Origin of the sequence: Herbaspirillum sp. 1173 (genome assembly GCF_031455335.1) — a bacterium.
In the GTDB taxonomy this organism is placed as follows: domain Bacteria; phylum Pseudomonadota; class Gammaproteobacteria; order Burkholderiales; family Burkholderiaceae_D; genus Herbaspirillum; species Herbaspirillum huttiense.
In genome coordinates this window covers 1,202,345-1,225,661 of sequence record NZ_JAVDSP010000001.1, presented here as the reverse complement: position 1 = coordinate 1,225,661, position 23,317 = coordinate 1,202,345, and the positions used below count along the sequence as shown (strand labels likewise).

Here is a 23,317-nt window from a genome sequence, read left to right as displayed (position 1 = left end):
GCTTTTTGGGTTCAAAGGAAATCATATGGAAAACAAAGCTCTGTCGAGTGGAGACCAAAGCAAAATTGTACTTTTCTCGTTATTGATGATTCCGACCTTGCCGCTGTTTGTTGGGATATTGCCGGTGTTTTTTTTGCTATTCGGCGTGTTTATGATGAGGCGAAGTGGAGATTTTTCTTACATTAGGACTACAGTCAAAATAGCGAAGGGATACGTTGTTTTGATTATGATTGTTGTGGTGGTCATATTACTTATTGCGACGGGCACTTTCGGCAATGAGAAGCCGTATGACTACGATAGCTTGGTGATAGCGGAAGTATTTTTTCTAGCGCTTTCACTCTTCTATTACTGCATCCTGGACCGTCTGTATTGGCGGCCGCTTGAGGCACACCAAGAATGGGTTGCTCGGAATGGGATATTTGCAACGAAAGAAAAGCCGTTAGCTACATTAGTTAAAAATCCTTCAACAAAGGTTGTGCATGCCGAGAAGCTGGCATCGTTTTCAGTAGCAGACGAACTTTTGAAATGGGCGAAGCTGCGAGAGGAGGGGCACATTACAGAAGAAGAATATAGTGACGCGCGCAATAAACTCCTCAATAAGTAGATGTAGAACGGTCTCCGCAGTTGTCGGAGACCAACTTACATCTTCTTTAATTCTTCCTGGACAAGACGCATAAAGTCTTGAGGGTCCAAGTCAAGTGCATAGGCAACTTTGAAAACCGTGAACAGAGACGGTTGTTTTTGCCCCAATTCAATTTCAGAAACAAAATTCCGCTGAATTGTCGCCTTAAATCCCAATTTCTCTTGTGATAAACCCGCCTCTTTCCGGAGCCGCCTGAGCACTTTCCCGGCAGCTTCTGCCACTTCTTCTGCTTGCAATTGCGTCATCGATTTCTCCCGCTGTAGTAGGAGAAATACTTGCCCCGTGGTACTCTTTAGTCTTCCCGCTATAGCGGGAATATTGAATGTTGCTTAGATAATTTCCATGTTGCCAATAGAGCAAAACATAGGGGTGGTGTGAATGCTAGATGTACTGAATGTGTTGAATGGCGTGGTCTTGGGAAGCACCATGCTCGCCAACATCACTTTGTATTCCGATGCGGACTACGAGGTACAGCGAACCAGGGAATTAAAGGATGTGGCCACAGTGGTCAGCGCCCATCGCGAGTGGTGGCGGGACGATAGCAAGTGCCACTTCCAGGGAGTCATGGTTCCGTATGCTAGGGATTGGCCTGAGACCGTCAAGAATGGTGAGATAGAAACTGTTTTGCCACCCGAACCAGACAAGGTGGCTGGCCAGGCATTCATCTGGAATCGGAAAATCTGCCCTGGGAAGCCGGATGAGGTGATTTATCGCGTGAGCGAAAAATGGCGCAACCCTGGGGTGTTTTTGGAAAAGCATCAGGTCACTGCAGAAGACCTATTGAGTATGAAGGTCGAAGACCGGCCTAAATGGCTGGAGCAGGTTCAGGCCCGAATCGACCGCGTGGCGCAGCACGATGAAAAGGTTAGAGCCTTTGTCGACTTCACTTTCACAGGGGCAGCTCAACGAACACCCCTCGTTCAGCCTTCCGACACACCATCTGAATAGCGCTCGGACATCGCATATTAAAACTATGACTATGAAATCAATCGTAATCCTCGCTGCGGCCACGGTCGCATTGTCCCTGGCTGCGTGTAGTACCACACCTCGAACTCCGAAATTGACCGATGAGCAGAAAGAAGCCCAGCGGCTTACCACTTTAAAGGTCTATGACGATAACTCCGTTGCGTTCAAATTCAGCGGAGACTCTGGGGTTGCCGCCTGGGCCTGGTCGGATGACCGCGACTGGATAACCGCGCTCGAACTGGACGGGCAGCTCTACAATGCCAGGGACCTTGTGAGCATCACAGGCAAGCCTCGCAAAATCAGCGGTGAGACAGAGCTGACGGTGCTGTTTAAGGACGGTAGGACGAATACCTCGGTCGTGAACTATATACTGCCTGGTAGGCCGGGGCCGGCTTGGTTCTCGTGCGATAGGGCATTGAAGTATTGCTCTTACCGACAAAAGGTTAGTGGCAGTGGTGGCAGCATGAGCTTTGTTTTTCTGACCGAGGGAGCGCTCAGCAACCTCACTTCAACTGTTCCGCTGGGAGCGGATGGCAAGTTGGGTGACGCACGCCGTGAGTTGCCGGCCATGTGGAGCGGGAAGACAGAGGTTCTGAGTGACGCAGACCGAAAGAAGCTTGCGGAGCGCGTGCAGCAGGTGGCAGCGGTTCGGGCAGGAAATCTCAAGGCCATTAAGGACGAGCGGGAACGTATTGCTGCGGCTAAGGCGAAGAAGATTGCCGACGAGACGTCGCAGCTTCAAAAGACTGTTCGAATTGGCAGTGAGACCAATTGCGGAACCATTTTCGACATCAGATTGCCGTTGGTCGGTGTCCAGACGATGATTGGTCAACAATACCTGCGCCTTGATTCCTTGTATGGGCCGAGTGCTACATGTCGCTTCTCTAACGGGCAGTACGTGGGGCAGTAATAAAATCCAAATCTGCGATGCTGTCTGATACCAAATCCAGCCATGTGACCCAAGTTGGCGGCAATGTGTTCGCTGACTTGGGATTCGAACCGGAAGACGCGTTTGCGCTACAAGCTGAGTCCAGAAGGCTCATTGCTCAAGCTAAAGCTGCAATGGCGGAATTCAAATTCACTTTGGCGTTCAAGCTGTACGCAGACGACTTGAGTCTTCAGGACATTACGGAGCGACTTTGCGCTGCGGGCTGCATTAATGCTTTAGTTGGTATTGGCCCGGAAGGGAAAGTTGTAATGGAATTTACGCGTCAGTCTTTTCGCGCAGAGAGGCAATCCGGTCTGCCGTAGTTGATGTTCTAGCCGCGATTCCGACGGCTGTTCTGATTTGAGACTTTCTAGCGGTATCTATTCGGCCTCGCCCGAGCACGTTCCTGCTATAGCGCCATCGCTATCGAGGAGAATCATCATACTCACCTCTTCCTATACCTCTCCAGAGGCGTTGGCCACATTTCGTGGCCACCTAACTGGAGAAAGGTCAAAAATGGATGAGATTGTGGATGTGCTGATTGTGTGCATGAATGGTTCGGCGCGAGGGCCAATTGCTGAAGCGTTGATGAGTGTTTTAAGTAAGGGACGAATAAGGCCGTTCAATGCCTCAATTGTTCCGACGCACTTGGTCCATCCGTATGCGAAGGAATTGATGGATTCAATTGGATATGAAAAGAAGGAGAGCAATGGGCCGTCGAATATCTACGACCATTGGCAACTCCGGGGCCAGCAAGCCGACTTTATCTACGGTGTTTGCGGTGAGGTGGCTAGACTAACCTTCGGCAATTGGCCTGGCGAAGCGCGATATAGTCGTTACAGCTCTTTTCGGGAATTGGAGCCGCCATTTCAGGTATGGGACAATGACGGGCAAGCAGCTGTTGATATCGATATCAATGACTGGCCCAATCTGCCTATCTTTTACGAAGTTCTTGAGGAGATGATACGGGATATCACTGAATATGTTGTCACAGTGATGACTATGGTGGATGGGCGAGAATTTGTGCCCGCCGAGCTGCCAGTGATTGCAGACCTTTAAGGCCACGATATTTGAAAGTGTACCCCACGGATTTTTTCTGGTAGCGTCCTGTGCAAGCGTTCTAGTTCCTTAATCAGAACATACTCTATGAAAAGGCGCCTCATGGCGCCTTTTCATTCTTCACTTCCCCGAATTACAAGAGGTCATAACCTCCCGCTATGTGGCACTGGACTTGTGCCAATCCACTTCCTGCGAAGAGGTAATGCTGTCGGCTTTGGCTGATTTCCCAACGGCTATCCCGACTGCGGAGCTCCCCTAAGAACAATCATCACACACAATTTTGCCTATACCTCGGTAGAGGAGTGACCGCATTTCGCGGTCACCTCAAACTGAAAGAGGTGAAAAATGGATAAGGTCCATAAAGTTTTGATTTTGAGCCGGGGTGACTCGGCGCGCGGCCCGCTCGCTGCTGCATTGGTTCGAATCCTCAGTAAGGGGCACATGGAGGTATATCGAGCTGGCATCAGTCCACGGTATGACCTTCACCCGATGGCGGTTCAAAAGATGCGAGAGCTAGGTGTTGAAGGCGATATTGCCCCACCAGACGGCTTGTACGGTTATTGGAAGGCCGGGGCGCCAGAGATGGACTACGTGCTGGGGATTTGCAGCAACGCGTACCATGAGGCGTTTTCGCAGTGGCCTGGAGCTCCGTTAATACGACGCTACAACGAATTCTATGATTTGGAGTGCCACGGTCGCCCTAATCCAAATTCGGTTTTTCCTTCGGTAGAGGCTCAATGGCAGTTGGAGCGAGAGGAAGAATTTGAAAAGACATTCAACCAGTTGCTGGCGGTGCTTAGTGCATTCGTCTCTACAATAATGCGAGGGCATGACCGCACTTTTGTTCTTGGACAGATTCCTGCACTGGCAAGTAGTTATTAAGCAAAGAGAATTCGCGAATTCTTGTTGACGAATAAATTTGAGTAATTTTCTATCGCTGTGATTTGTCAGACATAAATGCGAAAAAGGCGCCCGAAGGCGCCTTTTTCATTTCAATCGGGACAAAAAGGGGGTTACGGATGTTTTCTCCACGCGGTACCGTAGTCCCGGTCCAGAATCGCAATCAAACGGCCGTCAACTGACGGACGGCCATTAAGCCACTGAGCATACGGGCGAGGCAGTTTGACTTTGTCGTACTGCACCTTTTCCACAAATGGCATCACCAGTTCGGGATTAAAGCCGTCCCCGTAGTGCTGCTCACTTCCAATGTTTCTGAAGAAGCCTCGGTCATGGTCTCCGGGTACCTTGCGTCCGGAATAATATTGGCCCAAGCCAGCTGGCCAGACGCCTCCTGGTGCGAGCTGAATGTTGCGAAGGCAGTCTTCGAGGGTATGGCGGAAACTATGTGTTCCATAGCCGCTTCCGAAACCAAGCTTGTCACGGACGTATCGTACAAAGCTTTGCTCGAAAGCGCGTCCCCACATTGCTTCCACTTCATCTTCGGCTGACGTTTCCCCATTTTTTTCCTCTGTGTCTTCTTCTTTCACGTCAGGGAGAGATGATAAGAACAGTGGTGCATTGGGGCCGCGCAATAAGGCTTCTTGAACCAGTTCCATAAATCCGAGCTCTACCAGCTTAGGATGAATTGGGACGGTCCGCTTTGTCGCCTCGTTCTTGAGGCTGCGCATAGGGAGCAGATTACTCTGAGTCGTAGGCTCCCCGGTTTCCTCATCCGTTTGAATTGCAAGAAGAGGGTACGCGGCAAAGATAATGTCGTGCACGCATATCTGAGTCGCTTCTCGGACCCGTAGACCGTGATGGAGGCAAATCAGTGGAATCCAGTATCGTGCTGCCAAGTCCCATTTCATACGCCCGCGCATCTTTTCCGAGTCAGGGTCATACCACTCAGATGCAAAGATAGTGTTCAGTTTCTCGTCTGTGAATGGATAGCGAGGCTTCCGCCGTTTCTTTTCATCTTCGGCGGAAATTTGGGGCATAGCACGGAGCGCACTGGCGGGATTCTCATTGGTAATGCCGTGCGCATCAGCCAAGGAAAACACGAAAATGAATTCTCGTTTGACCTTGCTGTTCGTATCCATCGTCCAATTGTCATCGCCTGAAGCCTTGAGGCGGGTTTCGAAGAAAGCGTAGATATCTGTTTTAGTGACTTCCTGGATAGGCTTGTCGTCACAGAAATCGACAAGCCGGCGCCACCACGAAAGACGCGTTGTACGTGTTTTGCGTTGGACGATACTCAGATGCTTCTCGTACAAAGGGATAACGTCAGATAGCTTTGGCGAACGGGGCTGCGAGGAGAGAGGCGCCATATATACTTCCTTGGGCTCCCAGACGGGGCGCAGGAGAGGGCCTTCAGGAAGGATTACCTCAAATTCAACATCCTCACCCTGTTGCCTTAAGGCCAGCACTTCATAAGCCTTCTTCAACAACCGAAGATATTCGATGGTAAGCGTTTGTACTTGCGCTTCCGTAGCGTCAAGGTAGTACCCTTTTCCTGCCAACCACAGTTCAATTTGCGAGCGCCATGGCTTTACTTTCCCGGTGGCGAGGGCTTTGTTGATGATGGGGACATTTGTTTCGATTTGCTTATTAACGTCCTCATAGTCATCAAACGTCCCTTCACGGCGGGCTTGCATTTCAGCCGCCATTGCATCCATCGTCCATTTAGCAATGCTCGCTCCCAAATTGGGAGTATCGCCCTTGATGCGGACCGGCTGGCGCTGGGAGCGGGGCTTTTGCAAATGGGCTTCAAAGTTCTTCTCGCTCTCGGCCTGCTGACGCGCGTTCTCTATTTTCTGGCCAATTTCTGCCTCGATGCGATGGTAGGCAAGCATAGCCTGCTCCCTGTTGTCGCCAAGGGAGCGTTTGATTTCGGATTTGTTTTCGAAGACGTGCCGGACGTCGGCAGGTAGGACTTTGCGGTAAGTGTAGATACCGGTCTTACTTTTCTTAAGATTCGGCGGCATCGGGCCCCTTTCGGTGTGAAGGGCCTCTAACTGCTTCCTATGCTTTGTGCCTGCCATTTGTACCAACGCAATTAAAAAAGTACTTTATATTACGTTAAAACAATGACTTGCGGCAACTTGGCGGAGGCTGTGAGATTCGAACTCACGGACGGGTCACCCCGTCGGCAGTTTTCAAGACTGCTGGTTTAAACCACTCACCCAAACCTCCTTGCGTGGCAGCCGGGCATGTTGCCCGTCGCACGAGGGCCGCATTATACATCACATCACTTGCTTTGCATCCACCCTTTCCGGCATGCAAGGCATCCGCCCACCAGACCACCCTGCATCCCGCTCAGAACGTCCCCGGATAAGCCCCCCCATCCATCAGCAGATTCTGCCCCGTGATGAACCCCGCCTGCGCACTGCACAGATACGCGCAGGCATCCCCGAACTCGGCCGGATCGCCAAAGCGTCCCGCCGGATTGAGCTTGCGCCGGTCCGCCAGTACCTCGTCCACCGTACGCCCGCTCTCCTTGGCCGCCCCCGTCGCAGTGGAGCGCAAGCGATCCGTTTCGAACGGCCCCGGCAGGAGATTGTTGATGGTCACGTTGTGCGCCACCGTCTTGCGCGCCAGCCCCGCCACAAAACCCGTCAGCCCGGAGCGCGCGCCATTGGAGAGCCCCAGGATATCGATCGGTGCCCGCACCGCACTCGACGTGATGTTGACGATGCGCCCGAAGCCGCGCGCGATCATCCCATCCACCGTGGCCTTGATGAGCTCGATGGGCGTCAGCATGTTGGCGTCGACCGCCGCGATCCAGTCATCCCGCGTCCACTCACGAAAATCGCCCGGCTTGGGTCCGCCGGCATTGGTCACCAGAATGTCCGGGGCAGGGCAGGCGGCCAGCGCCAGGGCGCGTCCTTCCGGGGTGGTGATGTCGCACGCGACCGTGGTGGTGATGGCACCGGTGGCGGCGGTCTCCGTGCGGATGGCCTGGGCCGTTGCTTCCAGTGCCTCCGCACCGCGTGCCAGCAGGGTGACGTGCACGCCTTCGCGCGCCAGCGAGAGTGCGCACGCGCGGCCGAGGCCCTTGCTCGATGCGCAGACGAGGGCGGTTTTACCTTTGATGCCGAGATCCATTCTGTCTTCCTTTGCTTGAGGGGGGATGGCAGGAAAGCACAGCCGCCGGGACAGCCCGGTCCGCCTGCGCTACACTGTCGGGCCTGATCGGCGGCGCTATTTCTTCATCACCATGTAGATGGCCAGCGCAATGAGGGCGACCACGCCCATCTCCAGCGCAAACACGATGACGCCGCTCATGTCAGTCTCCTTTTTTATCCTTCGATGCGGCCACTGCACCTTGCAGCCGGCCAGCAGAGGCATCACTGTACACCGATGACGGCTTCCTTGTTTTTCTCCGGCGTAGTCAACTTCCTGCTCGGCGGCCTGCTGGGCGCCATGGGCGGTCTCTTCGGGATCGGCGGCGGTCTCATCGCCATCCCCGTGCTGGGCTACCTATACGGCATGGACCAGCAACTGGCCCAAGGCACGGCACTCGTGATGATCGTGCCCAACGTCGTCATCGCCTTCTGGCGCTACAAGCAGCGCAATCACATCCAATGGAGTACCGCCGCCATGATGTGCGTGCCGGCTGTCTTCACGACCTATGTCTCGGCCCGCATCGCCACGGCCATGGCGGCGCGCAGCCTGCATGTCTGCTTCGCCGCCTTCATGGGCCTGCTGGCGCTGTATTACCTGTGGACGCTGTTGCGCAACAAGCGCAGCGTGGAATCGTCCGTGATCCTCTCGCGTCGCTACATTCCGCTGGTGGGGATGGCTGCCGGCGCCTCGGCCGGCTTCTTCAGCGTGGGCGGCGCCATCGTCGCCGTGCCCTTGCTGACGGCCTTGTTCGGTGTGACGCAGACCGCCGCGCAAGGACTGGGGCTGGCCATGGTCACGCCCGGTACGCTGGTGGCCCTGTGGACCTACGCCCAGGCGGGGCACGTGGACTGGTCAGTGGGGATTCCGATGGCGCTGGGCGGCGTGCTCAGCATCTCCTGGGGCGTGGCGCTGGCACACCATCTGCCGGAGCGACGCCTGCGCATCCTCTTCTGCGCCGCATTGCTGTTGCTGTCGGTCTGGATGATGATCGCCGGCTGAGGGCCGGCCATCTCCGCCGCTCAGGCGGTCTTTCTGGCGTGTGCGGCGAGCTTGTCTTCGTCGCTCTCCTGCGCCATCTGCTCGCGGATGAATTCCACCAGATTGCGTGCATGCGGCGACAGCGTATCCATGTTCTGGAACACCAAGCTGCGCTCGCGCACGCTCCACGGATCGCTCAACTCCACCACCGCCAACTGCATGGTCTGCTGATGCCGCTGCGCCGCTGATCGCGGCACGATGCCGATGCCGACATTGGTCTCGATCATGCGGCACATGGCTTCGAAGCTGCGCACCTGAATCCGCAGCTTGAGACGCTGCCCCTGTTCGGAAACGATCTTGTTGAGGAAGTGGTGCAGGGTGCTGCCTTCGTGCAGGCCGATGTGTTCGTACTCCAGCGTGTCCTGGAAGGGAACGCTGCCGGCGCCCGCCAGCGGGTGTTCCAGCGCAGTGGCCAGCACCAGCCTGTCCGTCGAGAAGTTGAGTACCTGCAGTCCATCCCCCTGCACCGGCCCGGCCACGATGCCGATATCGGCCGTGCCTTCCTGGATGCCGCGCAGGATGTCATGGTTCAGGCGCTCTTCCAGTGAGACGTTGACCTGCGGATGTCTGGCCAGGAACTTGCCCAGAATCTCGGGCATGAATTCAGTCACCGCCGTGGTGTTGGCGAAAATGCGGATATAGCCCTTGATGCCGTTGTTGTACTGCTGCATGTCGCTCTTGAGGTGTTCCACCTGCTGCATGAAGAGCTGTGCGTGATGCAGCAGGGTATGCCCGGCTGGCGTGAGCTGTACGCCCTTGCTCTCGCGATAGAGCAGGCGGGTGCCGAAGCGCGTTTCCAGTTCCTTGATGCGATTGCTGGTGGCGGCCAGCGAGAGATTCATGCGCTCGGCGCTGCGGGTGAGGCTGTTGAGTTCGGCGATGAGGATGAAGAGGCGCAGGTCGGTCAGATCGAAAAGCATGATGTCTCCCGGAAAGATTCGGTGAGGATGCCGCCTGCACTGCGGCAAGCCTGGCCATCCTGTATTGCGGCACGCTTCCGCCATCGGTGCACGCGTGCTCTCGGTGGCTGTCCATGGTACGCCGAATCGCGTCGCTGCATGGCGTGAAATACGGACGAGTTGTGACGCGATGCCGCATCCCTGTGCTGCGCGTGACTTCAGTTCTGCGTAAGCCCCCCTTCCAAAAATACAGATTGTCCCCGGCGGGTGGACACCGCAGACTCGTGCCCAACCAACAACCACGATGCGAGGAGCCATGTCGCACCCCGACCTCGATCTCGCCCTGCTGCGGCAGTGGCTGGACAAGACCGAAACGCGCCACGACCAGATCAGCCCGGCCTTCGCGGCAGCGCTGGCGGCTACGCTGGACGGTCCGCGCCAGCCGCAGGTCGGCGACGCGCTGCCGCCGCTGTGGCACTGGATCTATTTCTGGAGCGTGTGCCGCCAGTCCGAAGTGGGCGCGGATGGCCATCCGCAGCGCGGTGGTTTCTTGCCGCCGGTGCCGCTGCCACGCCGCATGTGGGCCGGGGGAAGGCTGCGGTTTGCGGCTGCGTTGCCCATCGGCGCAGGGGCCGAGAAGGTCTCGCGCATCGCCAGCGTGGACGTGAAGCAGGGCCGCACCGGCGCGCTCGCTTTCGTGAGCGTGCAGCACACCATCCGTCATCAGGGTCAGCTGTGCCTGACCGAAGAGCATGACATCGTCTATCGCGATCTGCCCCAGCCGGGCGCCCCGGTGGTGGTGCCGAAGAGCGCGCCCACCGATGCGCGCTGGTCGCGCCGCGTGGAGCCGGACCCGGTGCTGCTGTTCCGCTATTCGGCGCTGACCTTCAACGGTCATCGCATCCATTACGACCGCAGCTATGTCACCGAAGTGGAGGGCTATCCCGGCCTCATCGTCCACGGGCCGCTGATCGCCACCTTGCTGGCCGACCTGGTGGCGCGTGAAATGCCGCAGGCGGTGATGCGCGAGTTCAACTTCCGCTCGGTGGGAACCTTGTTCGATACCGAGCCCTTCACGCTGTGCGGCAAGCCTGCTGCCGATGGCAAGAGCGTGGCGCTGTGGGCGCAGAACGAACGTGGCGAGCTGGCGATGCAGGCCGAAGCCCTGCTGGACTGAAACTAAATAAATCATTTAAATAATATAGAGCCGGAGCCCCCTCATGTCGTATCAAGCCGTCCCTGATGCCTACACCGACCTGCGCGACGCCGTGCGTGACCTGTGCCAGACCTTCCCGCCGGAGTACTGGCGCAAGGTCGACGAAGCGCGCGGCTATCCCGAGCAATTCGTCGATGCGCTCACCAAAGCCGGCTGGATGGCGGCCCTGATTCCGCAGGAATACGGTGGCTCGGGACTGGGGCTGACCGAAGCCTCGGTCATCATGGAAGAGATCAATCGTACTGGCGGGAATTCCGGGGCCTGTCACGGCCAGATGTACAACATGGGTACGCTGCTGCGCCACGGCTCGGAACGGCAGAAGCAGCAATACCTGCCCAAGATCGCCAGCGGCGAACTGCGCCTGCAATCGATGGGCGTGACCGAACCCACGACCGGTACCGACACCACGCGCATCAAGACGGTGGCGGTGAAGAAGGGCGATCGTTACGTGGTCAATGGCCAGAAGGTCTGGATCTCGCGGGTACAGCATTCCGACCTGATGATCCTGCTCGCCAGGACCACGCCTTTGGATCAGGTGAAGAAAAAGTCCGAGGGCATGTCGATCTTCCTGGTCGATCTGAGGGAAGCCATCGGCAAGGGGCTGAAGGTGCGGCCCATTCTGAATATGGTCAATCATGAGACCAATGAACTTTTCTTCGACAATCTGGAAATCCCTGCCGAGAACCTGATCGGCGAGGAGGGGCGCGGCTTCAGGTACATCCTCGACGGCCTCAACGCCGAGCGCACCCTGATCGCCGCCGAGTGCATCGGCGACGGCTACTGGTTCATCGACAAGGCGAGCGCTTATGCCAAAGAACGCGTGGTCTTCGATCGCCCCATCGGCATGAACCAGGGCGTGCAGTTCCCGATTGCCGATGCCTACATCGAGATCGAGGCCGCCAACCTGATGCGCTACCAGGCCTGTGCGCTCTTTGATGCTCATCAGAACTGCGGTGCCCAGGCCAACATGGCCAAGTATCTCGCGGCCAAGGCCTCGTGGGAGGCGGCCAATGTCTGCCTGCAGACGCATGGCGGGTTTGGCTTTGCCTGCGAATACGACGTCGAGCGCAAGTTCCGCGAGACACGGCTGTATCAGGTGGCGCCGATTTCGACCAACCTGATTTTTTCCTACGTGGCCGAGCACATTCTCGGTCTGCCCCGTTCCTTCTGAATCAGGCCGCCCAAGGGAGTCTCCATGTCGCACGCCAATCGCCCGCTGGAGGGCATCACCGTCATCAGTCTGGAACACGCCATCGCCGCGCCGTTCTGTACGCGCCAGCTGGCAGACCTGGGGGCCCGTGTCATCAAGATCGAGCGGCCCGGTGTCGGGGATTTTGCGCGCGGCTACGATACGCGCGTCAACGGCTTGTCCTCGCATTTCGTCTGGACCAATCGTTCCAAGGAAAGTCTGACCCTCAACCTCAAGGATGAAGAGGGCAAGCGCATCATCGACCAGCTTCTGGGCGGAGCCGATGTGCTGGTGCAGAACCTCGCGCCGGGCGCCGCCGCCGGGCTCGGCCTGTCGGCCAAGACGCTGCATGCGAAGCATCCGGGCCTGATCGTGTGTGACATCTCCGGCTATGGCGAGGATGGTCCCTATCGCGACAAGAAAGCCTATGACCTGCTGATCCAGAGTGAAGCCGGTTTTCTGTCGGTCACCGGGACGCCGGATGAAGTGGTCAAGGCCGGATGCTCGATTGCCGATATCGCCGCCGGCATGTACGCGTATTCCAACATTCTGGCCGCCCTCATCAAACGCGGGCGCGACGGACGCGGCAGCCATATCGATCTCTCGATGCTGGAAGCGTTGACGGAGTGGATGAGCTTTCCGCTGTATTACGCCTACCAGGGAGCCAGCGCGCCGGGCCGTTCGGGCGCGGAGCACGCCACCATCTATCCCTATGGGCCATTCAAGGCCGGTGATGGCAAGACCGTCATGCTGGGCTTGCAGAACGAACGCGAATGGAAAGTCTTCTGCGAGGTGGTCTTGCAGGACGCCGCGCTGGCCACCGATGAACGCTTTTCCAGCAATGCGCGCCGCCATGAACATCGCGAAGCGCTGCGCCAGCTGATCCTGGGCATGTTCGCCGACATGAATGCCGAGCAGGTGGTGGCGCGCCTGGACCAGGCGCAGATCGCCAATGCGCGCGTGAATACCATGCAGGAACTGTGGCAGCACCCGCAACTGGCCGCGCGCGAACGCTGGACCGAAGTGGATACGCCGGCCGGCAAGGTGGCGGCGCTACTGCCGCCGGGTGCCAATGACAGTTTCGATTACCGCATGGAAGCCATTCCTGCCTTGGGTCAGCACACCGAGGCCATCCTCGCCAGACTGGGCTATGACGCAGCAGCCATCACTGCGCTGCGCGAACGGGGAGCCGTGTAATGGCACCGCACATCGCCACGGCCAGCAGCTACCTGTTCGTTCCGGCCAATCGTCCCGAGCGCTACGCCAAGGCGCTGGAGAGCGGGGCGGACGCCGTCATCGTTGACTTGGAAGATGCAGTCGCCCTGCCGCAGAAGGAGGAAGCGCGCGCCACATTGGCCCGCTGGCTGCGCGGCAATGGTCCGCAGCCGCGCCTGTGGGTGCGCATCAACGCGGCCGACACCGTCTGGCACGGTGATGACCTGTTGACGTTTTCTGCACTATCGATGGCGGGCATTGTTCTGCCGAAGGCAGAGGAGGCCAAGACCCTGTCTGCCATCGCGCGTCGGCTGGGGCCTGGGCGTGGTCTGATTGCGCTGATCGAAAGTGCCGCCGGCCTGGCCGCGATGCGCGAGATCGCCGCCGTGCCGGGGGTGCAGCGGCTGGCCTTCGGTTCCATCGATGCGCAGGTCGATCTGGGCATGCAATGCGGCCCGGAGGAAGAAGAGCTGATGCATTTCCGCATGGAGATGGTGATGGCATCGCGCCTGGCGGGCATCGCGCCGCCCATCGATGGCGTGACCACGGACTTCAATGACGATGCCTTCCTCGCACGCATGGTGCAGCGGGCCAGGCGCATGGGCTTTGGCGCGAAGCTGTGCATCCATCCGAAGCAGGTGGAGGGCGTGCGGCGTGGCTTCATGCCCGGCGAGCAGGAGCTGGCGTGGGCCGAGGAAGTGATGGCGGCCGTGCGTACCAGCGATGGCGGTGCGATTTCGCTCAAGGGAAAAATGATCGACAAACCGGTGATCCTGCAGGCGGAGAAATTCCTGCATCAGGCCGGACGTCTGGTGGACTGAGCGCAGCTTGACCCGCGTTGCGCCGGGCAGCGCTCGTGTAATCTAGGCGTTTTCCAACAAGCAGGGAGACGACACCATGAAAATCCAGGCCGCCGTATTGCGTGAAATGACCGAGGCTTACCCATTTGCGGTGAGCCAGCCGCTGAAGATCGAGGAACTCGATCTCGATCCGCCGGGCCCCGGTGAAGTGCTGGTCAAGATGAAGGCAGCGGGCCTGTGCCACTCGGACCTGTCGGTCATCACCGGTGTGCGTCCGCGTCCGGTGCCCATGGCGCTGGGGCACGAGGCATCGGCCGAAGTGGTCGAGGTCGGGAGCGGCGTGAGCGACCTGCGTGCGGGTGACCTGGTGGTGCTGGTCTTCGTGCCGAGCTGCGGTCACTGCCTGCCTTGCATGGAAGGACGTCCCGCGCTGTGCGAGCCGGGTGCGGCAACCAACGCGGTAGGGGAATTGCTCTCCGGCCAGCGCCGGCTGCATGACCGCGCGCAGCATGTGCACCATCACCTGGGCGTGTCGGCCTTTGCCGATCATGCGGTGGTGTCGCGCCGCTCCTGCGTGAAGATCGAGGCGGACATCGATCCGGTACAGGCGGCCCTGTTCGGCTGCGCCGTGCTGACCGGTGTGGGTGCGGCGGTCAATACGGCCGAGGTCAAGGCCGGGACCACGGCGGCCGTGCTGGGATTGGGCGGCGTGGGCCTGTGCACCATGCTGGGCGCGCTGGCCTCCGGTGCCCGCGAAGTGATTGCCGTCGATCTGCATGACAGCAAGCTGGAAGTGGCGCGCGCCCTGGGCGCTACGGCCACCGTCAATGCCCGTGATCCGGATGCGGTGGAGAAGGTCAAGGCGCTGACCAAGGGCGGTGTTGATTACGCCTTTGAGATGGCGGGATCGGTCCAGGCCATGGAGGCCGCCTATCGCATGACCCGGCGCGGCGGCATGACGGTGACGGCCGGCCTGCCGGCACCCAATCAGAACTGGCCTTTGCAGCAGGTCAGCCTGGTGGCCGAGGAACGGACCGTCAAGGGCAGCTACATCGGCTCCTGCGTGCCGGTGCGCGACATCCCGCGCTATATCGGCCTGTACCAGGCCGGCAAGCTGCCGGTGGACAAGCTCATAGGCGAGCGCCTGGCGCTGGCCGACATCAATCGCGGCTTCGACCGCCTGCTTAGCGGGGAGGGCCTGCGTGACCTGATCGTGTTCTAACGCCGGGAGGCCGAGGTCATCGGCCTGCCGGCTTCACCCCCGGAGGAGACATCCATGACCATCATCACAAAGCGGGCGGCACTGACCGCCTGCGCCTTCGCCACGCTGAGCCTGTCGGCCACGGCAGCGCTGGCCCAGCAGACCATCGTCATCAAGTTCAGCCACGTGGTGGCCAATGACACGCCCAAGGGCAAGGGCGCGGAACGCTTCAAGGAACTGGCCGAGAAGGCGACCCATGGCCGCGTCAAGGTCGAGGTCTATCCCAACAGCACGCTCTACAAGGACAAGGAAGAACTGGAAGCCCTGCAACTGGGGTCGGTGCAGATGCTTGCTCCTTCGCTGGCCAAGTTCGGCCCGCTGGGCGCCAAGGAGTTCGAGGTCTTCGATCTTCCCTACATCTTCCCCAACAAGACCGTGCTGAAACGGGTGACCGAAGGGCCGATCGGGCAGGGGCTGTTCCAGAAGCTGGAGAGCAAGGGCATCAAGGGCCTGGCCTACTGGGATAACGGCATGAAGGTGATGACGGCCAACCGCCCGCTGCACAAGGTGGCGGACTTCCGGGCACTGAAGATGCGCATCCAGTCCTCCAAGGTACTCGATGAACAGTTCCGCGCCCTCAAGGCCAATCCGCAGGTGCTGGCGTTTTCCGAGGTGTATCAGGCCATGCAGACCGGCGTGGTGGATGGCAGCGAGAACACCCCGTCCAATGTCTATACGCAGAAGATGCACGAGGTGCAGTCCAACCTGACGGTGTCGGACCACGGCTACATCGGCTATGCGGTGATCGTGAACAAGAAGTTCTGGGAAGCCTTGCCGGCGGACGTGCGCAGCCAGCTTGAAGGGGCCATGAAGGAGGCGACCGTGTATGCCAATACCATCGCCCAGAAGGAAAATGACGATGCCCTGGTTGCCATCAAGGCCAGTGGCAAGACCAAGATCTATACTCTGAGCGAGGACGAGAAAGCCGAATGGCGGCGCGCACTGCTGCCGGTACACAAGAGCATGGCCTCGCGCGTGGGGCAGGATCTCATCGATGCAATCTATAAGGAAAGCGAGGCGGCGGGCGTGAAGATGAATTGAGCGTACAGCCCGCAACAGCCGAAAGCGCGGCCTGCAGCGATGCAGGCCGTTTTTTCATGCGGCAGAGGAGGGAAGAAAAAACTTACTTTTTCTTGCGCTCGCGGACGTATTGCTCGGCCGCCGTGACGGCATTCTGCAGGGCTTCCATCTTGGAATTGCCCGGCTTGAAATCGCCGAATTCATGCGTGGTGCGGTCCGGAAAGTCGATATGGACGAACGCCGTCCACTTGCCATCGGTACGCAATACGGGAGTCAGTTTGATGGTCGCGTCAAAATACTTGCACGCGATAGCGCCTAAGGTGGTGGACATCTTGCTTCGAAGCGGGCGGCGGTCACTGCTGAGGGGGGAGGGCCGGCACCTGCAGGTTGGGTGGCAAATCGAGGTGCCATCATGCCACAGCCTGCGCTTTCCTGCCTTGCGCTATTTCAGTCCTTTACCACAATTTACGAGTCAGACGCTTGACGGCGGGCGCGGCCTTGTGGGTGTCGCCCGCCGGTCAATGGATACGTGCTGATGAGCTTGGTCCTGATACACGAGTCAGCGGGCACCCAGCATGAGGTCCAGGTTCTGCACGGCGGCACCGGAGGCGCCCTTGCCCAGGTTGTCGAACACGGCGCACAGCAGGAGGTGTCCTTCGGCGGCATTGCCGAAGACCCCCAGCGTCATGTCGTTGCTGTTGTTGTGGCGGGTTGGATCGAGCTGGGCCGTGGCCGCGCTTTGTTCCGCATCCAGCACGGTGACGTGGCGCGCACCGGCGTAATGCGCCTGCAGGGCGGCCCGCAGGCTCTCCAGCGTGGCGTTCGGCGGCAGCAGGCGGGCCTGCAAGGCGATGGACAGCACGATGCCCTGGCGGAAGGCGCCATAGCTGGGCACGAATACCGGGCGCTGCGACAAGCCGGCGTGCAACTGCATCTCCGGCGGATGCTTGTGCGCCAGTCCCAGTCCGTATAGCACGAAGGGCGCGGCTTGCGCGGCCTCCGCCCCTTCGTATTGCTCGACCTGGGCGCGGCCGCCACCGGAATAGCCGGAGACCGCATGGATGGCCAGCGGATAATCGGCGGGCACCAGGCCGGCGTGGACCAGCGGACGCAGCAGGGCAATGGCACCGGTCGGGTAGCAGCCGGGATTGGTCACGCGCTGTGCATGGGCAATCGCCTGCGGCTGTTCTGCCGACAGTTCGGGGAAGCCATAAACCCAGCTGGGGCTGGTGCGATGGGCCGAGCTGGCATCGATCACGCGCACCTTGGGATTCTCGATCAGCGTGATGGCTTCGCGGGCAGCGGCATCCGGCAGGCACAGCAGGGCGATGTCGGCGCTGTTGATGGCCTCGGCGCGGCGGGCTGCATCCTTGCGCTCGGCGGCCGGCAGGGTCAGGATGCGCAGGTCCTTGCGGTCGCGCAGACGCTCATGGATCTGCAGGCCGGTGGTGCCTTGGTCGCCATCGATGAAGATCAGGGGAAGTGTGCTCACGGGTTGCTCCAATGCAGGGAAGACAGGGATGTGCGCCGAATCAGGTCGGCTGGCGCTTGCCGAAGACCTGCATGGTGAACCGGATCGTATAATTGGAAAAGTTGAATATCACAAAGAGATCATTCAGTTTTCCTGAACGTCGTCTTTTCCACGGGAGTCATGCAATGCGTGAATTGAGCCTGGACCGTCTGCGTACCCTGGTGGCCATTGCCGACCTGGGTTCCTTTGCCGCCGCCGCGCGCGAACTGCACCTGGCTCCACCCACGGTGAGCCTGCACATCAGCGAACTGGAAGAGCGCATCGGTGCGCCGCTGCTGTTGCGCCAGCGCAGCCAGGTGCGGCCTTCCGGCATCGGTGCCACCCTGATCGCCCGCGCACGGCAATTGCTGGCGGCGGCCGACCAGGCACTGGAAGAAGTCGGCCGGCAAGTGCTGGGGCTGGCCGGGCGCGTCAGGCTGGGTGCCTCCACCGGGGCCATTGCCACGTTGCTGCCGCAGGTGCTGGAACGGCTGGGGCAGCGCCATCCCGATATCGACGTGCAGATCCACATCCTGACCTCGCAGGAGACACTGTCGCAGTTGAACGAAGGGCTGCTGGACATCGGCCTGGTGGCCTTGCCACAGTCTCCCGTGAGCGGCCTGACGGTCCGCCCGTGGCGGCGTGATCCGGTGATGGCCTTCCTGCCGGCGGCCTGGCACGCGCCCCGGCTGGTCACGCCGGGCTGGCTGGCCGCGCAGCCGCTGATCCTCAATGCGCCCGAGACGCGGCTCTCGCGCCTCACCAGCGAATGGTTCGCGGGGGCCGGTGAGCAACCGGAGGCGCGCATCCAGCTCAATTTCAACGATGCCATCAAGAGTCTGGTGGCCGCCGGTTACGGTGCCACGCTGCTGCCGCATGAGGCCAGCGCGCAAGGGCGGCCGGTGCCGCTGGATCCGCGCATCGTCATGCGGCCCTTGCGGCCAGCGCTGTGGCGGCCCCTCGGTATCGCCCATCGCGCCAGCCAGCTGGAACCGGCGACGCGCCATGTGCTGGAAGCGCTGTGGGAACTCAAGCAGCTCAAGACACCGCGTTCGTCTGCGTGAGCGCGGCGCGTGTCAGGACGGAAAGTGACTGGCGCTGCTGGCCCGCTGCATCGAAATTGCCGTCGTACAGCCATCGTTCAAAGGCTGCGCGTAGTGCCGGCCATTCGCTGTCGATGATGGAGAACCACGCCGTATCCCGGCTGCGGCCACGATAGACGATGGCCTGGCGGAAGATGCCCTCGAAGCTGAACCCCAGGCGCTGCGCGGCAGCGCGCGAGGGCGCATTGAGGCTGTCGCACTTCCATTCGTAGCGGCGATAGCCGAGATCCTCGAAGACGTGGCGCATCAGCAGGTAGTGCGCTTCGGTGGCCATACGGCTGCGCTTGAGCAGCGGCGAGAGTGCGATGTGCCCGACCTCGATCACGCCGTGCGCCGGTTCGATGCGCATGAGGGCCAGGGTGCCGATGGCGTCCCCCGTGCGCAGGTCGATCACGGCATGGTGCAGCGGATCCTGCGTGCCCTGCATCTGCGTGGCCTGCTGACGGTAGCTGGCGGCGTCGGGGAAGGGGCCGCTCATCATGTAGGTCCAGTCGCGTCCATCCGGGGCGGTGGCGAAGGCGGCGTGCAGTTGCGCGGCGTGGCGGTCGGCATCCAGCCGCTCCAGCCGGCAGCTGCGGCCTTGCAGGGTGCGGCCATCGGGACGCGCACGCGGCTGCCAGTCCGGCAGGGCAGGGCCGATGGGTTGCTGGTAATCGTTGCTGCGGACGAGATCGGTCATGGTGGCTTTCATGGCGAGGGAGAGCTGGCACGATAGCGTTTTCGTGGCATCATCAAAAGTGCCACAGGTTGATGATTTGATGGAGCCACGAAAACTCGCTTGCCATGCTACTTTCCCTGCTGTCTTCCCCGCTCAATGTACGGCCCGGTGCGGCCTCGCGCCAGCAGCAATTGCTGGCGCGCTTCAAGCGCGCCATCCTCGGTGGCCAGTTGCCGCCCGGCAGTCGCCTGCCTTCCACCCGCAGCCTGTGCGAGCAGTTGCAGGTAGCGCGCAATACCGTGCTGGCAGTCTATGAACAACTGGTGGCCGAGGGCTATGCCGTAGCGGATCGGCAGGGGACGCGCGTGGCGACCCTGCTGGCAGCGCCGGCAAGGCTGCATGCCGTGTCCCCTGCGTCACGCACTGGCCACGCACGCCCATCGCGCCGGGTCAGCACCATGCAGCCCACGCGCGATGCCGGTGACCGCGGGCTGGCCCTCACGCCGGGGATGCCGGCGCTCAATCGCTTTCCGCTCAATGCCTGGCTGCGCGCGCAGGAGCGCGCGCTGAAACGGGCCGGCCCGATGGCGCTGGCCTATGGCGATCCGCTGGGCGAGCCAGCCTTGCGCGAGGCCATCGCGCAATATCTGCGGGTGGCTCGCGGCGTGCGTTGCGAAGCGGGACAGGTAGTGGTGACCGAGGGCTCACAAGGAGCGCTGTCGCTGTGCGTGCGGCTCTTTGCCAATCCGGGTGAGCGCGCCTGGCTGGAGGATCCCGGCTATGGCGGGGTGCGTGCCGCCTTCCATGCAGGCGATATGAAGATTCGTTCCATGCCGGTCGACGAGGAGGGCATCCTGATTGCCGAGCGGGCCTGGCGCTCGCCGCCCCGGCTGATCCATGTGACGCCTTCGCACCAATATCCGACCGGCGCGGTACTGTCGCTGGCGCGGCGGCTGGCGCTCATCGCGCGGGCCCGTGAACACGGCTGCTGGATCATCGAGGACGATTACGACAGCGACTTCCGCCATCACGGCCATCCCATCCCGGCCATGCAGGGACTGGTGCCGGATGCGCCGGTGCTGTACGTGGGCACCTTCAGCAAGACCCTGTTCCCGGGCTTGCGCATCGGTTTTCTGGTACTGCCGTCTTCCGTGGGAGAGGGGGCGGGGCGCGCGCTGTCCGAGTTGTTGCGCGGCGGGCACCGGCTGGAGCAGCTGGCGTTGGCGGAGTTCATGGCCGGCGGCCAGTTCGCGCGCCATCTGGGACGCATGAAGCGGCTCTATCGGGAGCGCCAGCAGGCTCTGCGGGCGGCCTTGCAGGCGCAGTTGCCGGAGTTCGGCATTTCAGGGGGCGACAGCGGCTTGCATTTGACCTTGCGGCTGCCGCCGGATTGTCCGGATACCGCCGTGAGTACGGCGGCGCGGGCGGCGGGCATGAACGTCGGGGCGCTGTCGTCGTTTTCGGCTGGGCCGGCGCAGGCTGGCAACAACGGGCTGGTGATCGGTTACGGCAATACCTCGCAAGAGCAATACGCCGCGCTGATCAGGCGCCTGGCGGGGATCGTCAGGCGCGTGCAGCGTGATCAGAGCGTGGCCGGCTGATGCAGGCGCTGCTTCACGCAGCGCGTGACCAGGTCCATGTAATCGGCCGCGCGGGCCGGCTTGGCGGCATACCAGATGCGGCTGTCTTGTTCCTGGGCGAAATCGGCGGACATCGGCGCGGCCGTGAACAGCACCAGCGGGATATGCGCCAGTTGCTGGTAGATGCACAGGGTGCGCAGCAATTCATACCCTTCGGTGCCGGTAAAGCTGCGCGGATCCAGCAGGATCAGGGCCGGCAGCTCCTTGCTGCGGCACAGCGCCTTGGTCAGCAGCGAAGCATTGGCCAGTTCGGCATCGTCGAACCATTCGAACTGGCAGGGCAACTGGCTGCGCCAGACGGCGAAGCGGGCGGTTTCGATGGCGTCCAGGTCGGCATCGACGACGAGTACGCTGGGCAGGTGATGGGTCAGGGACATGGCAGCCTCCTTGCTGGTATGGAGGCATCTTAGGGGAGAGGCTGCGGGCAGGGTATCAGGAGCTTCCTGATGGGCTGCGCAGGTGTTGCCGGCAGCCCCGGTGCGGATCGAAATCAGGCGCTTTCGCGGGCGCTGCTTTCGAATTGTCTGGCGTATTCGGCACGGCGCGCCTGGTCCGATTCGATCAGCAGGCGATAGCGGGTTTCCGATACGCGCTGCTGCAGCACCGCGGCATAGCGCTCGCGCTGCAGCCACTCGATGATGATCGAGGCGGTGGCGACGATGACCATGTAGACCAGGATCAGGAAGATGTCCTTGTCGTTGAGCCCGTCCATCGTGTAATACGGCTTGCGGAAGAAGAACATGGCCGTGGGGATGCTGATGGCCAGCAGGCCCAGGGAGTACAGATAGCCGAACAGATAGCTCATCACGATGCAATTGACGGCAAAGAACAGCATCGACAGCGATTCCTCGACAAAAGGCGCCAGCGCATAGCGCAGCCCGAAGGCGGCGACGAAGCCGAAAGTACTCACGTACAACGGCCTGAAGCCCTGCGGGCGCCAGCTTTTGGCGTTCTTGAGTCGGATCAGGCTCATGATGGTCTTGGAGTGGGGGCGCGTCGTATCCATCTTGGTTCACATTGCACGGTGGTGCAATGGGCTCATGTTAAGAATGCTGTCTGTCAAAAGACTTACTGGCGGCCAAATTGCCGGGCTGCGTTGTATCTTCACATCAAGTCAGTGCCGTCTGTCCTTCAGTGGCGAGGCATGGGCGAGATACTTGCGGTTCATCTCGTTGCCGTGGATCTCGATGCTGCGCTTGATGAACATCACGGTTTCGTTGGTGACGATTTCACGTTCATTGTCGACGGTGATGATGTGATAACAGTCGCCCAGCCAGATCACCTTGCGTACCTCGGCGTTGATCTGTTGCAGGATCAGCTCGGCATTGCGCGGCGATGCGGTTTCATCGTCGATGGAGTGAATGATCAGGGTATCGGTGCGGACCAGGGGCAGGGATTTGCGCACGAAAGCGATCATGCGCAGGGCGGCGCGCAGGTGGCGTGCCGGGATGGCAGCGGCACCGACGGCGGCCACGCCATCCTTTTCCAGTGCGGCGGCCACACGGCGGCGCATCTCGTAATTCTTGATGCCGTAGGGTTCGCTTTCCTTGTAGGACCAGTTGCGCACGCCCATGTCATAGACCACGGTCAACATTTTCCAGTACCAGGGCACTGACCAGCCATCGTATTGCAGCACCGGCGAGAGCAGCACCACCGACAGCAGTTCCTTGCTGCGCGCCGCCACGGCCAGCGCCAGCGTCGCGCCCATGGACAGGCCGCACAACGAGACGGTACGGAATTCTTCCTTCAGGCGCGCCACCCGGCTTTCGACCACGGCGCACCAGTCTTCCCAATTGGGCGAGACGCGCGGATTGGTGAGGGCAGCGGAATAGTTGTCGATGTTGAGCGGGATGACGGTACAGCCAGCCTTCTTCAGCTGCTTGGGGATGGACCCCATTTCCAGCTGCGAACCGCACAGGCCGTGCAGCAGGATGACCGCATGCTCCTTGTGCGGGCCGCCGTGTCGCTCTTCAGGCTGAGGTTGCTCGACAGGCTCGGCCGCTGTGCTGGCCGGGCTGCTGGTATCGGTGGATGACAGTGAGTCCATAAATCTTCAAACGCTTTTCGCGCCCCGTGGGCGCCGCCCGGCGAATTCTTCGCCCCCCGT

General features: G+C 60.4%; 26 protein-coding genes and 1 tRNA gene. 15 read left to right on the top strand and 12 right to left on the bottom strand.

Going from position 1 to position 23,317, the window contains the following annotated elements; translation table 11 throughout:
* Positions 1-25 precede the first annotated feature (25 nt).
* Entirely contained in the window at positions 26-604 is a 579-nt protein-coding gene (locus tag J2X56_RS05600; protein ID WP_310158715.1) for an SHOCT domain-containing protein, read from the top strand.
* 35 nt (positions 605-639) lie between these two features.
* On the opposite strand, the gene J2X56_RS05595 is transcribed toward J2X56_RS05600, so the two are convergent.
* The gene (locus J2X56_RS05595) at positions 640-888 is read right to left on the bottom strand and encodes a helix-turn-helix transcriptional regulator (RefSeq protein WP_310158713.1); all 249 of its coding nucleotides are present in this window, start codon (positions 886-888) and stop codon (positions 640-642) included.
* Between the two features lie 181 nt (positions 889-1,069).
* Here J2X56_RS05595 and J2X56_RS05590 point away from each other — a divergent pair, with 181 nt between their 5' ends.
* The 5 genes from J2X56_RS05590 to J2X56_RS05570 all read left to right on the top strand — a co-directional run bounded on the left by J2X56_RS05590 (position 1,070) and on the right by J2X56_RS05570 (position 4,478).
* Positions 1,070-1,591, top strand: a complete 522-nt coding sequence (locus J2X56_RS05590; protein ID WP_310158711.1) for a hypothetical protein — start codon at positions 1,070-1,072, stop codon at positions 1,589-1,591.
* Positions 1,592-1,703: 112 nt separating this feature from the next.
* Complete coding sequence (locus J2X56_RS05585; RefSeq protein WP_310158709.1) at positions 1,704-2,519, top strand: hypothetical protein; 816 nt, start codon at positions 1,704-1,706, stop codon at positions 2,517-2,519.
* A 17-nt stretch (positions 2,520-2,536) separates the two neighbouring features.
* A complete protein-coding gene (locus J2X56_RS05580) occupies positions 2,537-2,860 on the top strand; it encodes a hypothetical protein (RefSeq protein ID WP_310158707.1) in 324 nt (107 codons plus the stop codon).
* A 193-nt stretch (positions 2,861-3,053) separates the two neighbouring features.
* Entirely contained in the window at positions 3,054-3,596 is a 543-nt protein-coding gene (locus tag J2X56_RS05575; protein WP_310158705.1) for a hypothetical protein, read from the top strand.
* A 345-nt stretch (positions 3,597-3,941) separates the two neighbouring features.
* Entirely contained in the window at positions 3,942-4,478 is a 537-nt protein-coding gene (locus J2X56_RS05570) for a hypothetical protein (protein ID WP_310158703.1), read from the top strand.
* A gap of 131 nt (positions 4,479-4,609) precedes the next feature.
* On the opposite strand, the gene J2X56_RS05565 is transcribed toward J2X56_RS05570, so the two are convergent.
* From J2X56_RS05565 to J2X56_RS05550, 4 genes are all read right to left on the bottom strand, one after another.
* On the bottom strand, positions 4,610-6,520 hold the full coding sequence (locus tag J2X56_RS05565; RefSeq protein WP_310158701.1) for a DUF6538 domain-containing protein: 1,911 nt from the start codon (positions 6,518-6,520) through the stop codon (positions 4,610-4,612).
* 118 nt (positions 6,521-6,638) lie between these two features.
* Positions 6,639-6,728: transfer RNA gene (locus J2X56_RS05560), tRNA-Ser, on the bottom strand.
* Positions 6,729-6,851: 123 nt separating this feature from the next.
* Positions 6,852-7,640, bottom strand: coding sequence for an SDR family oxidoreductase (locus J2X56_RS05555; RefSeq protein ID WP_310158699.1), 789 nt, complete (start codon positions 7,638-7,640; stop codon positions 6,852-6,854).
* 96 nt (positions 7,641-7,736) lie between these two features.
* Entirely contained in the window at positions 7,737-7,883 is a 147-nt protein-coding gene (locus J2X56_RS05550; RefSeq protein WP_157845819.1) for a hypothetical protein, read from the bottom strand.
* Between the two features lie 12 nt (positions 7,884-7,895).
* Between J2X56_RS05550 and J2X56_RS05545 the strand changes: the two genes are divergently transcribed.
* Positions 7,896-8,660 (top strand): sulfite exporter TauE/SafE family protein, encoded by a 765-nt coding sequence (locus tag J2X56_RS05545; RefSeq protein WP_039789598.1) that lies wholly within the window; start codon positions 7,896-7,898, stop codon positions 8,658-8,660.
* Between the two features lie 20 nt (positions 8,661-8,680).
* Here J2X56_RS05545 and J2X56_RS05540 read toward each other — a convergent pair whose 3' ends face one another.
* Positions 8,681-9,619 carry a LysR family transcriptional regulator gene (locus J2X56_RS05540; RefSeq protein ID WP_310158697.1) on the bottom strand — a complete coding sequence of 313 codons (939 nt, stop codon included), beginning with the start codon at positions 9,617-9,619 and terminating at the stop codon, positions 8,681-8,683.
* A 295-nt stretch (positions 9,620-9,914) separates the two neighbouring features.
* On the opposite strand from J2X56_RS05540, the gene J2X56_RS05535 reads away from it, so the two are divergent.
* The 6 genes from J2X56_RS05535 to J2X56_RS05510 all read left to right on the top strand — a co-directional run bounded on the left by J2X56_RS05535 (position 9,915) and on the right by J2X56_RS05510 (position 16,320).
* Positions 9,915-10,775, top strand: a complete 861-nt coding sequence (locus J2X56_RS05535; RefSeq protein WP_310158696.1) for a MaoC family dehydratase N-terminal domain-containing protein — start codon at positions 9,915-9,917, stop codon at positions 10,773-10,775.
* A 43-nt stretch (positions 10,776-10,818) separates the two neighbouring features.
* Positions 10,819-11,985 carry an acyl-CoA dehydrogenase family protein gene (locus tag J2X56_RS05530; RefSeq protein ID WP_310158695.1) on the top strand — a complete coding sequence of 389 codons (1,167 nt, stop codon included), beginning with the start codon at positions 10,819-10,821 and terminating at the stop codon, positions 11,983-11,985.
* Between the two features lie 24 nt (positions 11,986-12,009).
* Positions 12,010-13,200 (top strand): CaiB/BaiF CoA-transferase family protein, encoded by a 1,191-nt coding sequence (locus tag J2X56_RS05525; RefSeq protein ID WP_310158693.1) that lies wholly within the window; start codon positions 12,010-12,012, stop codon positions 13,198-13,200.
* On the top strand, positions 13,200-14,039 hold the full coding sequence (locus J2X56_RS05520; protein ID WP_310158691.1) for a CoA ester lyase: 840 nt from the start codon (positions 13,200-13,202) through the stop codon (positions 14,037-14,039). The genes J2X56_RS05525 and J2X56_RS05520 overlap by 1 nt, the downstream gene beginning before the upstream one ends.
* A 76-nt stretch (positions 14,040-14,115) precedes the next feature.
* Positions 14,116-15,240: a zinc-dependent alcohol dehydrogenase family protein gene (locus tag J2X56_RS05515; RefSeq protein WP_310158689.1), complete on the top strand. Its 1,125-nt coding sequence runs from the start codon at positions 14,116-14,118 to the stop codon at positions 15,238-15,240.
* A gap of 54 nt (positions 15,241-15,294) precedes the next feature.
* Positions 15,295-16,320 (top strand): TRAP transporter substrate-binding protein, encoded by a 1,026-nt coding sequence (locus J2X56_RS05510; protein ID WP_121041718.1) that lies wholly within the window; start codon positions 15,295-15,297, stop codon positions 16,318-16,320.
* An 82-nt stretch (positions 16,321-16,402) separates the two neighbouring features.
* On the opposite strand, the gene J2X56_RS05505 is transcribed toward J2X56_RS05510, so the two are convergent.
* Positions 16,403-16,630 carry a hypothetical protein gene (locus tag J2X56_RS05505; RefSeq protein WP_039785514.1) on the bottom strand — a complete coding sequence of 76 codons (228 nt, stop codon included), beginning with the start codon at positions 16,628-16,630 and terminating at the stop codon, positions 16,403-16,405.
* Positions 16,631-16,858: 228 nt separating this feature from the next.
* Positions 16,859-17,791, bottom strand: a complete 933-nt coding sequence (gene argC / locus J2X56_RS05500) for an N-acetyl-gamma-glutamyl-phosphate reductase (RefSeq protein ID WP_121041717.1) — start codon at positions 17,789-17,791, stop codon at positions 16,859-16,861.
* Positions 17,792-17,955: 164 nt separating this feature from the next.
* On the opposite strand from argC, the gene J2X56_RS05495 reads away from it, so the two are divergent.
* Positions 17,956-18,873 carry a LysR family transcriptional regulator gene (locus tag J2X56_RS05495; protein ID WP_121041715.1) on the top strand — a complete coding sequence of 306 codons (918 nt, stop codon included), beginning with the start codon at positions 17,956-17,958 and terminating at the stop codon, positions 18,871-18,873.
* Here J2X56_RS05495 and J2X56_RS05490 read toward each other — a convergent pair.
* Positions 18,848-19,591 carry a GNAT family protein gene (locus tag J2X56_RS05490; RefSeq protein ID WP_310158683.1) on the bottom strand — a complete coding sequence of 248 codons (744 nt, stop codon included), beginning with the start codon at positions 19,589-19,591 and terminating at the stop codon, positions 18,848-18,850. The genes J2X56_RS05495 and J2X56_RS05490 overlap by 26 nt on opposite strands.
* A 104-nt stretch (positions 19,592-19,695) precedes the next feature.
* On the opposite strand from J2X56_RS05490, the gene J2X56_RS05485 reads away from it, so the two are divergent.
* A complete protein-coding gene (locus J2X56_RS05485) occupies positions 19,696-21,171 on the top strand; it encodes a PLP-dependent aminotransferase family protein (protein WP_310158682.1) in 1,476 nt (491 codons plus the stop codon).
* Here J2X56_RS05485 and J2X56_RS05480 read toward each other — a convergent pair.
* The 3 genes from J2X56_RS05480 to J2X56_RS05470 form a co-directional block, all read right to left on the bottom strand.
* Complete coding sequence (locus J2X56_RS05480) at positions 21,153-21,587, bottom strand: histidine kinase (RefSeq protein ID WP_121041709.1); 435 nt, start codon at positions 21,585-21,587, stop codon at positions 21,153-21,155. The two genes, J2X56_RS05485 and J2X56_RS05480, sit on opposite strands and share 19 nt — an antisense overlap.
* Positions 21,588-21,700: 113 nt before the next feature.
* Positions 21,701-22,216, bottom strand: coding sequence for a DUF4118 domain-containing protein (locus J2X56_RS05475; RefSeq protein ID WP_209566801.1), 516 nt, complete (start codon positions 22,214-22,216; stop codon positions 21,701-21,703).
* A 108-nt stretch (positions 22,217-22,324) separates the two neighbouring features.
* On the bottom strand, positions 22,325-23,257 hold the full coding sequence (locus J2X56_RS05470) for a carboxylesterase (protein WP_121041705.1): 933 nt from the start codon (positions 23,255-23,257) through the stop codon (positions 22,325-22,327).
* Between the last annotated feature and the right edge of the window lie 60 nt (positions 23,258-23,317).